The sequence below is a fragment of the Ahrensia marina genome, from assembly GCF_042140245.1.
Taxonomy (GTDB): Bacteria; Pseudomonadota; Alphaproteobacteria; order Rhizobiales; family MH13; genus MH13.
This window is the reverse complement of sequence record NZ_CP159483.1, coordinates 2,458,949-2,473,054: the sequence shown is the minus strand read 5'-3', so window position 1 is coordinate 2,473,054 and position 14,106 is coordinate 2,458,949. Positions and strand designations below refer to the sequence as shown.

Genomic DNA, 14,106 nt, shown 5'->3' with positions numbered 1-14,106 from the left:
CGCCGCGCTCACGCGACCGACTGCGAGCGGTCGGCCAAGGCCTGCTCCATGGCCTCCGCAGCTGCTTCAAAAGCCAGCATCACAGACGCATGGCGAGCCTTGTAATCGCGCACGGCTTCAAAGATCGCCAGATCAGCAAAGCGTTCTTCAAAAGACGCATCTTCTCCGGCGAGCAGCGCTCTCAGGCCATCACGGGCAGCTGTGACATCCGGCAAGGACGCGCCAACAATGCCCTGCCCCAGAACAGCAGCGGACGCCTGTCCCAACGCACACGCTTTCACGTCTTGAGCAAAGGATTCCACGGATCCATCATCCGCCAAAACAACATCAGCCGTGACGACCGAGCCGCACAGCCTTGCATGTCGCGTTGCGCTGCCCTGAGGAGCGTCCAACCGGCCCAAATGGGCGATGCTGGCCGAAAGCGCGAGGAGTTTGGAACTGTAAAGATCATCAAGCATGGATATGTCCGGCCAAAACGGCCACCTACACGTTAATGTGATGGGGCTAGAATGTAGGCCGATTTGATCCATATGCAATCAGGCTTCCAAGCGGCATACTGTCAGCACCGTGGCAGATGGCCTACAAAGTGTTTGCTGGACCTTTGGTCCAAGTGAAGATGAGATACGTAATTTCCGGTGCAAGCATGACAGAAGAAAAATCCCACCCGGAGAAAATCATGGACGCGATCCTCGACAGCTTAAAGAATCCGCAGGCCGACAAAGCCGCTGATCGTCCCTCGCAAGAGGAAGCAGAAGCTGCCGTACGCACGCTGATTGCCTGGGCGGGAGATGACCCAACGCGCGAAGGTCTGCTGGATACGCCCAAGCGTGTCGCCAAGGCCTATGGCGAACTGTTTTCCGGTTATGACGCTGATATCGCAGAGATTCTTGACCGTGTGTTTGAGGAAGTAGAAGGCTATCAGGACATTGTTCTGTTGAAGGACATCACCTTCCACTCGCACTGCGAACATCACATGGTTCCCTTCGTTGGCAAGGCGCATATCGCCTACTACCCGCGTGCTGGCGTGGTCGGCTTGTCCAAGCTGGCACGCCTGGTGGATGCCTATGCTCGCCGCCTGCAAACGCAAGAGGCGATGACCGCTCAGATTTCGATGGCGATCGAAGAATATCTCGGGCCGCGGGGCGTGGCTGTCATGGTCGAGGGTGAGCATATGTGCATGTCGATGCGTGGCATCCGCAAGGCTGGTTCCACGACCGTCACCACACGCTTTAGCGGCGTGTTTGAGGAAGCCGATGAACAGGTACGCTTCTTGACGCTCGTGCGCGGATAGGGTTGCTGGGCGATGCGCGGATCAAAGTCCGCCTATCCCAGCTCTAGCCTTATCGTGCCGTTTTATGACCCTTTCTCCACCGTCAGCAGACCCTCAAACCCAAGAGTTTGGAACGCTGTTTGCACCGCGCTTTGATGCCAATGGCCTGGTAACTGCGGTTGCCGTCGATCATAGCTCCAAGCGTGTTTTGATGGTCGCCCACATGAATGAAGAGGCGATCCGCGAAACGCTGAGCACTGGCTATGCCCACTATTGGTCCCGCTCACGCGCAACGCTTTGGAAAAAAGGCGAGTCGAGCGGCGAGCTGCAAAAACTGCACGCGCTCTATGTGGATTGCGACCAGGACGCTTTGATTGTTGATGTGTCGGTCGAGGGGCGAGGTAGCGCCTGCCACAACGGTTTCGCGTCCTGCTTTTACCGAGTGGTGGAAGCCCACAATGGTGAACTGGCGCTTCGAACAGATGACACGCCGCTGGTCTCCAAACAGACACTCTATGGCGACGAGTAGACCGCTGCCATGCCGCTGACAGACCCTGAAGCCATCAACGCCGTCACGTCGAACAAGAACGGCCGCCCAACCATCGGTCTCGCCTTGGGTGGCGGTGCGGCGCGCGGATGGGCGCATATCGGTGTTCTGGAAGTGCTGGCTGAAAACGGCATCGTTCCCGATGTCATTGCTGGCACATCCATCGGCGCTGTCTCCGGCGGCGCCTTCAGCGCTGGCAAGCTGGCAGAACTGAAAGCCTTTGCGCTCAGCCTGACAGCGCGGCGCGTGTTTTCACTGGTCGATCTTACCCCGCTTTCCAGTGGCTTGGTCGGCGGTGAAAAACTCGAAGCGCGGCTGGCCGAACATATGGACGGGCTGCGGCTGGAAGAACTTCCAATCCGCACCGTTTTCATTGCGGCCGAACTGGCAACCGGCCACGAGGTCTGGCTGCGCCGTGGCAACCTCATCCGTTTGATGCAAGCCTCTTACGCGCTGCCCGGCGTGTTTCATCCAGTGCCGATCAATGGTCGTGCGCTGGTGGATGGCGCTTTGGTCAATCCCGTGCCGGTCTCCGTGTGCCGGGCCTATGGCGCACGGCTGGTAATTGCTGTGAACCTTTCACCTGAAACGATGCCTCATGGTGGCGTGGTGCCCGACCTGCCCGATTTCGATGATGAGATGGCCGACGAACCTTCTTTGGATGTCGATGGTGATGGCACCTTTGGCTGGAAAGATGTCACAGGCTTTGCCAATCCGGTACGCAAGATCTTACGCAGCCAGTTTGGCACCGAAAAAGGCAAAGTCCCTCGGCGCAGCATTCTGGCTGTCATGATGCAGTCTTTCACCATCATTCAGGATCGCTTGACGCGTATGCGGCTGGCTGGTGACCCGCCTGACGCCACCATTGCGCCCCATGTGGGCGGGATCAGCATGTTTGATTTTCACAAGGCTGAAGAGGCGATTGCCGCTGGTCGCCAAGCTGCGACGCGCGCTTTGGACGATATCGCAGCGCTAAGCGAGCGATTGTCGACAAAATAGCCGCCCGCGCTAACGCTCTGTTAACGGCGGAGCAATGCTTTGCGCTTAGGCTCTCCGTTAATCTGGTGGCCACCCCCCGAGCCGCCGCAACGGATCCGATGCCATGATCGACGACTTGCGCAAAGTGCTAGCCCTATCGGCCCTTTTGAGCGTGCTGGTTGCTGCCCTATTTACCTTTGGCGCACCCGTCCAAGCCCAAGTACAGAGCCCGGTGAACGCTCAGAACCAGCAGAACATACTGATGCAAAGTTCAACCACGCAGGGCGTGCCAACACTTGGTGATGACGATCAAGACACCGGTCAGAGCACTGACGGTGATGAGACATCAACGAACTAGTCTCTGACTTAGCTGGATGCGATGTAATCGCGTAGCGCTTCAGCTTCCCGCTGAACCTCTTCGATGCGCGCTTTGACGATATCGCCAATTGAGATCACACCAACAAGTCGCATGTCTGACACAACAGGCACGTGACGGAACCGACCAGCCGTCATCTTGGCCATTAGGTCATGGGCCGACTCGTGCTCCGCACATGTGACGACCGATTGGGTCATGTAGCTCGACACGGGCTGGTCAAACACCGTTGCACCATGCTGCGCCAATGAGCGAACAATATCGCGCTCTGAAATAATACCAGCCACACCGTGCCGCTCATTGACGATGATAATGGCACCGATGTTTTTGTCCGAGAGGTTTTCGATGATGCCCATCATCGGTGTGTCTGGACTGGCGGTCGCAACCTCATGGCCTTTTTCAGCCAACAATGCGCTCACTTGCATAGTTTCCCCCTCTTAGACTTTGATGTTCTTGTTCCTTTACCTAACAGCAACTTGCATGGGCTGCTTCAGCACCATGAGCATGCGCTAACGAACCCCAGATTGGCAAGAGCAACCAACGCCACGGCCCATCACGCGCCATGTCGCCATGTTGCAGAGCTTGGCGCCGTGCAAAGCTCAGACCGGCCGGATGCGGGGGCGCTTGTCGAACAGAGGAAAGCCGAAGAAACCGAGCGCGAACCCACCCAAATGAGCTTGCCAGGCAATGCTGGAACCCTCGTCCACACCGGGCACAGAAATCGCACCGAACAGCAGGTTCGAGACGATCAACATACCGCAAAAAACCAAAACGGTGGGATTGCTCCACAGATCACGCAAAGACTGGACCGGCCGCTCGCGCAGCAGCTCTGGATGCCGCAGCGCGATGAACATGCCACGATCGCGCGGGTCGAAAACAAAACGTGCCGCCCCACCCATCACAGCTGAAATACCAGCCGATGCCCCGACGAGCGGTGCAGCACTGCCCCAATGGATCAGCACATGGGTGAGCGCACCGGCAATCGTACCCAGCACCAAAAGCGCTAGAAAGCGCTGCGTACCAAGACGGCGAACAACGGGCGCGCCAAACGTCACCAGCCACAGGGCGTTCACACCCAAATGCATCCAGCTGCCGTGAAGCAGGCCGTAGGATGCAAAGGTCAGATAACCCGCCCATGCTGGGCCTGCAAAAAACTGCGCCAGCACCTCATCAGAGGCCAACAAGCGCGCCGGGAAAAACGCCAGGTTGAGAAATATCTCCGTGCCCAGTTCGCGCGGCCCGTACGTCACCAACCCATGGATAGCGGCAAGCAGCACAACCAAGCCAAGCAGTAAGGGCGGCACATTGAAGGCAGGCTCACGCGGTGGTGGTGGCGCGCGATAGAGCGGTCCATCACCGTCACCCTGTCCAGATTGTCTCAACGGCTCCATAGCGCCTGCCTTCTGTGTTCTTAGCGTTTAAGCATCCGCCATCAGGCAGCGCCTCGCCCTTATATAGACAGGACGCGACATGATGCGACCGTGCCTTACGCGCCCAAACGGCAAAAAAAAGCCGCCGGCTTTCGCCAGCGGCTGGTCACATCCCCTATTCGGTGGCGCGCATTCAAATGAGAGTCTGGAAACCGTCAGAATGCGCAGCACAACGCCCGTCGATGTGATGGTTTTGTCAAGAAAACCAAAGGTGTGTGTGGCCTTAACGTGCTGCAATCCACAGACAGGGGCAAGCGTAACACCTTGTTAAGGTTAATCATCACAACCGCCTGCATTTCATAGCAATCCGTGCTGATTAGCGCATCAACACATACACAAAGCCTGTCTCCTTGTGAGACACAAAAGTAAACAGTGGTTGAGATGTCATGAAGTCGGTAAGCGCAAAACGCCTCTATCAATACTGGGATGATCTGCGTGGCAGCCGCCCTGCCCCAGAACGCCGCGACATCGAGCCTGCCGCCATCAAATCCCTGCTCAGCGATGTCTTTATCCTTGAGCATGTGTCTGGCACCAACTTCACTTACCGCCTTGCTGGCTCATCCCTTTGTGCGTCCTATTGCCGTGAACTGAAAGGTCGCGCATTCGGTCAGTTTTGGGGTGAACGGGATCTTGAAGCCATCGACACCATGATGTTGGCCATCCGTGAGGATGCCGCCGCAGCCGTTGTCGGGTTCAATGGGGTGAACGCGCGCGGCAATCGCGCGCCCTTTGAGATGTTGTTGCTGCCATTGCGTTATGGCGGTGAGGACTACCCTCGCATTTTGGGCATCGCCGTTCCTTCAGACTCTGACTACTGGCTTGGTCTTCATCCGGTCGAGCGTCACGAGATCACATCGATGCGCCTCATCTGGCCCGATGAACAGCCTGCTTTCCTGCGCCACGCGGTCAACGCCGATGCATTGCTGGATGATGATCTGTTTGGCGATGAACGCGCGGCAGACGATTTGGTGGATGGTGATTTTGGCATTTCGGTGCGCGACACCAATGTATCCGAAACCCGCGCCAACGCCCGTCGTCAGGCGTTCCGTGTCATTGCCGGTGGGCGCACCACTTAGGGCGTCGCACGCTCACAACTGAGACTTCGACACATAAGACACTGTAAACATCGCCGCGTTTAGCCGTCATTTACTTAAAGGATGGCATGGTGCAATCGATTGCCCACGCTTTAGCGATGTATCGATGTTGTCCAGCGCCCTTGAAGTAGCCTCCTCTCACGCCGCCGACCGCCGCCGTTTCCAGCGGGTGGAAGTGAATTTGCTCGGCCGTTTCATGCTGCCCAATTGGCAAGAATATCCCTGCCAAGTGATCGACATGTCACCCGGTGGTGCAGGCATCATTTCTCCAGTTACCGGCAACATTGGCGACCGCATCGTCGCCTATATTGATCACATTGGCCGCGTTGAAGGCACGATATCGCGCCACATCAGCGGCGGCTTTGCAATGAGCATCAATGCCTCTGCGCGCAAACGCGACAAGCTGGCCTCGCAACTCACCTACCTGGCAAACAAAGACATTCTCGATTTGCCAGAAGATCGCCGCCACGACCGGCAGCCGGTGGAAAATCCCTACACACGCCTCACAATGCCCGATGGGCGTGAGTATCAATGTGCCGTCCTCGACATTTCCTTGTCCGGTGCAGCTGTGCGCACCACCGTGCGCCCCGCCGTAAATTCCATGATCCACCTTGGCAACATGCGGGCCCGCGTCGTGCGACATCTGGAAGATGGTATCGCGCTGGAATTCGCTACAGTCCAAAAAGACGGCGATACATCAGGCGCTTTCGTTAGCTAGATAGACTGGCTTTCGCTCGAAGACACTTTTTGCCAGCTCCTTTAAAATGAGCTGACCGACCTCTCTCAGACAAAAAACCGAATGCCGCGCCAACAAGCGCGGCTTTTTTTTGCACAAAAAACACCGCCTAACCGACAAGAATGTTGCCAAATCACGGGCTGGCAACACCACCCTTCGACGCACAATGGTTAGCAGCAGGCACCCTCAGGCCGACCGTATTCCTTTGTGGCGCGGGCCTCAGCGTCGATTGATTAAACTTTTCATCAAATACGCCACAAAGGCGCATCAAATACAATTTAAAAGCAAATAAAATACGCGATAAATACAATAAAATACTGAATAAAATTGCTATTTGAACCTGAACTGCAAAGTAAAACGCGATTGCTAGAACCATCTCCACAACAAGGAGGGGTTCCATGCGCAATAAAGTTCTTGGGATTATTGCAACCACACTGTTCGCAGGGCAAATGGGCGTCGCTCACGCGGAGTTGCCTTATATGGAAGTATTGGGGGCGACGAGTGCACCTATCGGTTATGTTCAGCTTTGCCAACGCGAGCCATCGGCATGCGTGCAACGCACAGCGTCGCCAAGTGTCGTTCAACTCAGTGAGAGTTCATGGCGGGATTTGCTGGCCATCAACACCCACGTCAACCAAACCATTCTGCCAGTCACCGACGCCGAGCTCTATGGCCATCCAGAAGTCTGGACGATGCCGACCAATTACGGCGATTGCGAAGACTATGTGCTGATGAAGCGCCAAATGCTCATTGATCGCGGCTGGCCAGCGTCTGCATTGCTGATCACCGTTGTCCGTGAACGTTCCGGCGAGGGTCATGCGGTCCTCACTGTGCGCACTGATCGTGGCGACTTCGTTTTGGACAATCAGGAAGCAAACGTCCTGCGCTGGGATGAGACCTCATACCACTACATCAAACGCCAATCTGAGTTTGATGAAACCGTATGGGCCTCGATCAACGACGGCCGCGCCTAAGCAACTCGTCTTGGCGTTTTTGAAACGCTCATCGAACACTGGTCCGGTCACGTCCCCACCCTCCCCGTCCCCAAAGATCGGGCCAGCGGGCCGACGCCTCCCAAGCGTCGGCCCATTTTCTTTTTCAGAGGGTGCCAAGGTTGAATCTTACGCCAAAGATCGCGCAGACACTTTCAAAAAAGCCCTGCTTCGCCAAGCTCACCTAACGATTGTCAGCCGCTCCGCCGCCCGCGTGATCGCCGTGTAGAGCCAGCGCTCGCGATAGTCTTTGAAAGCCCAACTTTCATCAAAAAGAACGATGTGGTCCCACTGCGAGCCTTGAGCTTTGTGAACCGTCAAAGCGTAGCCAAAATCAAACGCATCCATGGATCGCGGCACAGGAGGGGCGTTCTCTGGGTCTTCAAAAGCCATCGCCGAGAGGCGCACCTTTTGGCTCACACCCTCATCTTCAGCGCGCACCAACGCTTGTAACGTGTTGCCCTTGCGCCGACCGACAGACGCTACGTGCCAGAGCGAGCCGTTGAGCAGCCCTTTCTCCGACCGGTTACGCAGACAGACCAGCTTGTCGCCTTGTGACGGCAACAGCCCGGCATAACCCTTCAACTCGCGTAGACGGCGATTGTATTTGCGGCGTGTCTTGTTGGTCCCGACCAGCACCTGATGAGCATCCAGCACTTCGCTCTGATCGACTTCGGAACGCCCGATGACGCGGCTCTCACCATACGAGCCATGCTCAAGCGTCCCGCCCATGCGCACGATGTCGGCCATCTCAATGATGGGGTTTTCACGCGCCTGGCGGTGAATTTCGGTAAGCAGAACATCCGGCTCGTGATCGGTGAAAAACCCGCCGCCAGACACCGGTGGCAACTGACCCGGATCGCCTAGCACCAGGATCGGCGTGCCAAAGGAAAGAAGATCGCGCCCAAGTTCTTCGTCAACCATGGAGCACTCATCGATGATGACCAAATCAGCCTTGGAGACAGGCGAAGAGCGATTGAGGGAGAAGAGTGGCGAGGACTCGCCTGTCTCATCGTCAGCCTCTTCGCCTTTGGGTCGATAGATGAGCGAGTGAATGGTGCGTGCGTTCTCGGCCCCTTTCGAGCGCAGAACCTGCGCAGCCTTGCCGGTAAAGGCGGCAAACTGCACATCGCCGTCCACATCCTCAGCAATCAAACGCGCGAGCGTTGTTTTACCAGTACCGGCAAAGCCAAAGAGGCGAAAAACAGGGCGATCAGGCGCGCGAAACCAAGCGCGTACAGCCTTGATGGCATCTTCTTGTTGAGGGGACAGATTCATAAGGCGGGTTTAGCCGAGTCGCCCCCAGCGAAACCAGCGAAATGTTGAACGGCGTGCTAGCCGAGCGCGCTGGATGCCGCTTGCACCTTCTGCACCGAGCTATCAACCAGCTGCGCTGCATCAGCAATCTCGCGCACGCCCTCGCTGATCTGGCGCACGCCATCAGCGGCTACCTGCATGGAGCCTGACATCTCGCTGGTCGTGGCCGACTGTTCCTCAACAGCCGACGAAATCACCGTGGTGATCTCATTCACTTTCATGATGGTGTCAGAGATCATCTTGATCGCATCAACTGCTTCGTTGGTGCTGGTGAGCACCCTGGTGATGCTCTGGCCGATCTCTTCCGTTGCCTTGCCCGTTTGCGTGGCAAGACTCTTCACCTCGCTAGCGACAACCGCAAAGCCCTTACCGGCCTCCCCGGCCCGCGCGGCTTCGATCGTGGCATTCAGCGCCAGCAAGTTGGTTTGCTCGGCAATATCGGAGATAAGCTTGACCACATTTTCAATTTCGCCAGCGGCTTCCGAAAGCCCTGCCACGGTCTCCGTGGTCCGCTTGGCCTCTTGTTCAGCCTGCTGCGAGATGGTGCTGGCTTCCACAACTTGAGCGTTGATCTCGTTTACAGACGCAACAAGCTCTTCAATGCCGGCGGCCATCGATTGCACATTGTCGGACGCCTGATCAGATGAGGTCGCGATACTGGCGGCCTGGTGGCTTGTGCTCGACACAGCACCAGTGATTTCAGCGATGTCGGTGGCGATGGTTTCTTGCGCGGCCCTGCGACGCTCGCGGCTGTCGATCTCATCGGTGATATCAACGGCAAACTTCACCACCTGGTAGACATTGCCATCAGGGTCGAGCAGCGGGCTGTAGCTTGCACGAATCCAAAGCGGCTGACCGTTTTTGCGGATCCGTTCAAACTCAGCAACCTGGGCCTTGCCGCTGCGCAGCGAGTCCCAAAACTCTTCGTATGCAGGCTGAGACGCAGCTTCGCCGGGCATAAACATTCGGTGATGCTGACCAACGATCTCATCACGGGTGTATCCGGTGGCCGCCAGAAAGTTGGCATTGGCATCCAGGATCGTGCCGTCCGGCGTGAAAGATATCACCGCTTGGCTGCGACCCACCGCTTCGATCTGCGCCTGATAATCATCGCGCGCAATGCGTTCGGCAGCATCACGCCATTCCACGAAGGTGCCGAGGCGCTTGCCGCCACTTTTTACAGGTTCAGCTTTCAGATCGAACTTGGCTTTGCCAACCTGGATGGTTGTTTCAAACGCACGATCCATCTTGGCCATCATCACTTTCTGATGGTCAGGGTTCTTGTGAAAAATGTGCATGTTCGAGCCAACAAGCTCGTCGACTTTAAAGTGCGGCAGCTTTTCCTGAATGTCGGCTTCGGCCTGTTTCAGGAAGGCGATCAGCGCTTTGTTGACATAAATGATGATGTCGTTTGCATCGGCAATCATCACGCATGACGCCAGGCCACCCAAGACTTCCGACTGCATCGTCAACGCGTTGCCACGACCCAAAAAACCAAACATGCCAGCCACCCTTTTTTGCACAATTCATGCAGGGCGTAGGGCTCTTGGCGTTAACAAAGCGTATCGGTACGCAGTCGCACGAAGTATTGGGCAAGCAAGTGAGTGGTAATTTCTACTTTAAGTTGTTAGACCGCCCCACCCAAACCTTGCGCACCTCGTGTAACCGCTGCAATTCCAGTGCGAGAGACTTCGACAAGGCCAATTTCAGCCATCAAATCGATGAACCGTTCGATCTCACGTGGACGACCGGCAAGCTGGAAGACGAAGCTTTCCAGCGTCGCATCCTCGGTGGTTGCCCCAAAAGCTTGTGCAAGACGTAGCGCTTCGAGCCGCGCCTCGCCGGTGCCAGCCACTTTCACCAAAGCCAGCTCACGCTCCAGCGGATCGGCGCCTTCGACTGTCAGGTCCGAGACCTGATGCACCGGCACCAAACGGTCGAGCTGGTGGCGTATTTGTTCAAGGATCGCCGGAAGACCAGTCGTCACAATGGTGATGCGCGAAAGGTGCTTCTCGTGCTGGGTTTCCGACACGGTGAGCGATTCAATGTTGTAGCCACGACCGGAAAACAGGCCGATCACGCGGGCAAGGACCCCCGGCTCGTTGGTGACAACCACCGAGAGGGTGTGGGTTTCAACTTCGGTGCCGAGATCCGATAGGAAGTAGGCTGAGCCTGTCGGCTGATGCTGTGCGTTCATGTCTTTCTCTCCACGCCCGCGCTAAACGAGCATCTTGCCTTCTTCATCAATAGCGGTGCCGATGTCTTGATCGGGCACTTCCTCATCCAACAACATTTCATTGTGCGCTTTGCCCGATGGGATCATCGGGAAGCAGTTGGTGAGGTTGGCCACGACGCAATCAAAGATCACCGGGCGCTTCACATCGATCATTTCCTGGATCGCGTCGTCCAATTCGTCAGGTTTTTCAGCGCGAATGCCGACGGCCCCATAGGCCTCCGCCAGTTTCACAAAATCAGGCAAGGCCTCTGAGTAGGAGTGCGACAGGCGGTTGCCATGCAGCAATTGCTGCCACTGGCGCACCATGCCCATGTAAGAGTTGTTCAGGATGAAAACCTTCATTGGCAGCTCATACTGAACCGCTGTGGAGATCTCCTGCATGGTCATTTGCACCGAGGCATCACCGGCAATGTCGATCACCAACGCATCGCGATGTGCCACCTGCACGCCCATAGCAGCCGGCAGACCGTAGCCCATCGTTCCCAGACCACCGGATGTCATCCAGCGATTGGGCTCATCAAAACCGTAGTACTGCGCAGCCCACATCTGATGCTGGCCCACTTCGGTGGTGATGTAGGTTTCACGATCCTTGGTCAGCTCATAAAGCCGCTGGATCGCATATTGCGGCATGATCACCTTGTCATTGGGCTTGTAGCGCAAGGAGTCGCGGCTGCGCCAATGATCGATCTCGCCCCACCAGCTTTTGAGCGCGGCTTTGTCCACCTTGTGCGAAACGCTTGGCCACAAGCGCACCATCTCTTCCAGAACATGGCCGACATCGCCAATGATCGGCACATCAACGCGGATCACCTTGTTGATGGAGGACGGATCGATATCGATGTGGATTTTCTTCGAACCCGGCGAGAAAGCGTCCGTGCGCCCGGTGATCCGATCATCGAACCGCGCGCCAATGTTCACCATCACATCGCAATCATGCATGGCCAAATTGGCTTCATAGGTACCGTGCATGCCCAGCATGCCCAGCCATTGTGGATCGGAGGCTGGGAAAGCGCCCAAACCCATCAAGGTTGAGGTGATCGGCATGCCCGTGGCACGCACCAACTCGCGCAGCAGCTGACAGGCTGCATTGCCGGAGTTGATCACCCCGCCACCGGTATAAAACACCGGTTTTTTGGCGGTTGCGATCAGCTCCATCGCCTCGCGAATGGCATCGCGATCACCCTTCAGCTTGGGCTTATAGCCCTCATAGCCCGTGCGCGCGCGACCATTCTGCGGCCCCTCATAAGTGCCGACAGCGAACTGAACATCCTTTGGAATATCGACAACAACCGGACCAGGCCGACCGGTGGTGGCGATGTAAAAGGCTTCGTGCAGAATGCGCGGCAGATCGTTCACATCGCGAACGAGCCAATTGTATTTCGTGCAGGGCCGCGTGATGCCGACCGTATCGCATTCTTGGAACGCGTCATTACCGATGAGGTGCGTTGGCACCTGGCCGGTGATGCAGACCATGGGGATGGAATCCATCATCGCATCGGTGAGTGGGGTCACCATATTGGTGGCGCCGGGGCCAGAGGTGGCCAGCGCAACACCGCATTTGCCGGTGGAGCGGGCATAGCCTTCAGCGGCATGACCGGCGCCTTGCTCGTGGCGGACAAGGATGTGCTCGATGGAATCTTGCTGAAAGAGCTCATCGTAGATCGGCAGGACGGCGCCCCCCGGATACCCGAAAATATGCTCCACACCCTGATCTTTCAGGGCTTGGATCACCATCTCCGCCCCAGTCATTTCCCGTGTCATTGGCCTGTCCATCCACGTCTTGGTTGTGTCTTCATCTCAATTCAGTTGGCTTGCGCCGTTTCATGATGGCTGTGCAGCGCGCATCTTTGCTTCAGGCAATAAAAAAGGCCCTTCGAAGAGGGCCTCTGCGCACACCGGATTGTTTACGAAACCTATCTGGTTCCGCACCCGGTGTGCTTACCTACAAGTACAATACTGGCTGCATGTGTCATCATGGCCGCGTTGGTAGCCGATGATCGGCGAGCGGTCAAGGACACAAAAAACCATCACTTGGTGGCTTGAACTGACAATTCCAGCGAGAAGCTCGCAACTCCAATTTGCCAACTAAGTGTCAGCTTCATCCCCATAGCGGTCATTAGCGGCGCTGCGGCAGACGGCCGACGGGGCGGGGACGTACGCTGGATAGCCAACAACCAAATGCAGGTTGCCGTCGTCGATCTCAGTTGCTCCGAAACCTAGTTCAGAAGCTTATCCCTACCAATTGGTTCTGACCAAGCTGCCAAGGCCCATATTGTACAATCGAGCTTCCCAAACATAATCAGTCCTCCAGGCCGGTTTCAGCTCAACCAAGCCCTCAGGCTCCTCACCGGTTTTGATCTGATTGCGTACGTTTTGATCGAAGACCTCGTAGCAGTCCAAACCGGCCTTCAGTGTCTTGGTGTCGCTCACATGGCCGTCACCGCGCCAGCGATAGATGTAGAAGTGTTCGGCGGGTGTGAGTTCAGAATGGCTAATGCCGAACCTCGTGCGCAAACGCGTTTCAAATTGCGTATCCTCGCCCACATCGATGGGAGGATATCCGCCAACGGCTTGCCAGAGATCCTTTTGGAAGCAGGATTGGGCGTGAAAAGGGGCCTGGCGGAATCCCGTAATAAACCCTTGCTGAGAAAAAAGAGCGGTTCGCGGTTTGAAGTATCCGTCCCTCAGGCGGGCAAGCGACGTAGACAAACGCCACGGCAAGGATATGTCGTCATCATCCCACGGCGACAGCACATCGAACCGGGCCAGTTCAACCAATGCATTGCATTTGTCGCCCAGCGTTGGGTACCGTTCGCGGACATTGACTATGGTGACATCCTGGTGCGGGAAGCGGAGTTCCTGCGCGTCCAGATCGTTCAGGATGATCAACTCCTTGGGACCTGGATAGTCCTGGACAAGAAACGACTGGATGGCCTCTTCAAGCAACCCGGTGCGCCCATAGGTCCTGCAAAGGCAGCTTACGCCAATTTGTTCGCCACGCATGCTCAACTTTCTCGTTGTTTGATTAAGGCATCCTGTGTTGTTCATCAGGTAATGCAGCATTGCTGCTGAAGACGCTGGCAGCAAGCCTTGTAAGGGATCAACCGTGACCGACGAGCAAACGGAACGCCTT

At 56.5% G+C, this 14,106-nt stretch carries 16 protein-coding genes; 7 read left to right on the top strand and 9 right to left on the bottom strand.

What is annotated here, in order from left to right; translation table 11 throughout:
* Positions 1-8: 8 nt before the first annotated feature.
* On the bottom strand, positions 9-458 hold the full coding sequence (locus ABWH92_RS12035; RefSeq protein ID WP_375568670.1) for an iron-sulfur cluster assembly scaffold protein: 450 nt from the start codon (positions 456-458) through the stop codon (positions 9-11).
* A 218-nt stretch (positions 459-676) separates the two neighbouring features.
* Here ABWH92_RS12035 and folE point away from each other — a divergent pair, with 218 nt between their 5' ends.
* The 4 genes from folE (at position 677) to ABWH92_RS12015 (ending at position 3,153) form a co-directional block, all read left to right on the top strand.
* Positions 677-1,291, top strand: coding sequence for a GTP cyclohydrolase I FolE (gene folE / locus ABWH92_RS12030; RefSeq protein WP_375574241.1), 615 nt, complete (start codon positions 677-679; stop codon positions 1,289-1,291).
* Positions 1,292-1,355: 64 nt separating this feature from the next.
* Complete coding sequence (hisI, locus tag ABWH92_RS12025) at positions 1,356-1,799, top strand: phosphoribosyl-AMP cyclohydrolase (protein ID WP_375568668.1); 444 nt, start codon at positions 1,356-1,358, stop codon at positions 1,797-1,799.
* Between the two features lie 9 nt (positions 1,800-1,808).
* Positions 1,809-2,816: a patatin-like phospholipase family protein gene (locus tag ABWH92_RS12020; protein ID WP_375568666.1), complete on the top strand. Its 1,008-nt coding sequence runs from the start codon at positions 1,809-1,811 to the stop codon at positions 2,814-2,816.
* A 103-nt stretch (positions 2,817-2,919) separates the two neighbouring features.
* Positions 2,920-3,153, top strand: coding sequence for a hypothetical protein (locus ABWH92_RS12015; RefSeq protein ID WP_375568665.1), 234 nt, complete (start codon positions 2,920-2,922; stop codon positions 3,151-3,153).
* A gap of 8 nt (positions 3,154-3,161) precedes the next feature.
* On the opposite strand, the gene ABWH92_RS12010 is transcribed toward ABWH92_RS12015, so the two are convergent.
* The gene (locus ABWH92_RS12010) at positions 3,162-3,593 is read right to left on the bottom strand and encodes a CBS domain-containing protein (RefSeq protein ID WP_375568664.1); all 432 of its coding nucleotides are present in this window, start codon (positions 3,591-3,593) and stop codon (positions 3,162-3,164) included.
* Between the two features lie 174 nt (positions 3,594-3,767).
* A complete protein-coding gene (locus ABWH92_RS12005) occupies positions 3,768-4,559 on the bottom strand; it encodes a rhomboid family intramembrane serine protease (protein WP_375568662.1) in 792 nt (263 codons plus the stop codon).
* Between the two features lie 425 nt (positions 4,560-4,984).
* Here ABWH92_RS12005 and ABWH92_RS12000 point away from each other — a divergent pair, with 425 nt between their 5' ends.
* Positions 4,985-5,674 carry a PAS domain-containing protein gene (locus ABWH92_RS12000; protein ID WP_375568660.1) on the top strand — a complete coding sequence of 230 codons (690 nt, stop codon included), beginning with the start codon at positions 4,985-4,987 and terminating at the stop codon, positions 5,672-5,674.
* Positions 5,675-5,798: 124 nt separating this feature from the next.
* Positions 5,799-6,410, top strand: a complete 612-nt coding sequence (locus ABWH92_RS11995; RefSeq protein ID WP_375568658.1) for a PilZ domain-containing protein — start codon at positions 5,799-5,801, stop codon at positions 6,408-6,410.
* Between the two features lie 151 nt (positions 6,411-6,561).
* Here ABWH92_RS11995 and ABWH92_RS11990 read toward each other — a convergent pair whose 3' ends face one another.
* A complete protein-coding gene (locus ABWH92_RS11990; protein ID WP_375568656.1) occupies positions 6,562-6,828 on the bottom strand; it encodes a hypothetical protein in 267 nt (88 codons plus the stop codon).
* On the opposite strand from ABWH92_RS11990, the gene ABWH92_RS11985 reads away from it, so the two are divergent.
* Positions 6,827-7,402: a transglutaminase-like cysteine peptidase gene (locus ABWH92_RS11985; RefSeq protein ID WP_375568654.1), complete on the top strand. Its 576-nt coding sequence runs from the start codon at positions 6,827-6,829 to the stop codon at positions 7,400-7,402. The genes ABWH92_RS11990 and ABWH92_RS11985 overlap by 2 nt on opposite strands.
* A gap of 198 nt (positions 7,403-7,600) precedes the next feature.
* Here ABWH92_RS11985 and ABWH92_RS11980 read toward each other — a convergent pair whose 3' ends face one another.
* From ABWH92_RS11980 to ABWH92_RS11960, 5 genes are all read right to left on the bottom strand, one after another.
* The gene (locus tag ABWH92_RS11980; RefSeq protein WP_375568652.1) at positions 7,601-8,698 is read right to left on the bottom strand and encodes an ATP-dependent RecD-like DNA helicase; all 1,098 of its coding nucleotides are present in this window, start codon (positions 8,696-8,698) and stop codon (positions 7,601-7,603) included.
* Between the two features lie 56 nt (positions 8,699-8,754).
* Positions 8,755-10,239, bottom strand: a complete 1,485-nt coding sequence (locus tag ABWH92_RS11975) for a methyl-accepting chemotaxis protein (protein WP_375568650.1) — start codon at positions 10,237-10,239, stop codon at positions 8,755-8,757.
* Positions 10,240-10,364: 125 nt separating this feature from the next.
* The gene (gene ilvN / locus ABWH92_RS11970; protein ID WP_375568648.1) at positions 10,365-10,934 is read right to left on the bottom strand and encodes an acetolactate synthase small subunit; all 570 of its coding nucleotides are present in this window, start codon (positions 10,932-10,934) and stop codon (positions 10,365-10,367) included.
* Between the two features lie 21 nt (positions 10,935-10,955).
* On the bottom strand, positions 10,956-12,734 hold the full coding sequence (locus ABWH92_RS11965; RefSeq protein WP_375568646.1) for an acetolactate synthase 3 large subunit: 1,779 nt from the start codon (positions 12,732-12,734) through the stop codon (positions 10,956-10,958).
* 474 nt (positions 12,735-13,208) lie between these two features.
* Entirely contained in the window at positions 13,209-13,976 is a 768-nt protein-coding gene (locus ABWH92_RS11960) for a glycosyltransferase (protein WP_375568644.1), read from the bottom strand.
* Positions 13,977-14,106 lie beyond the last annotated feature (130 nt).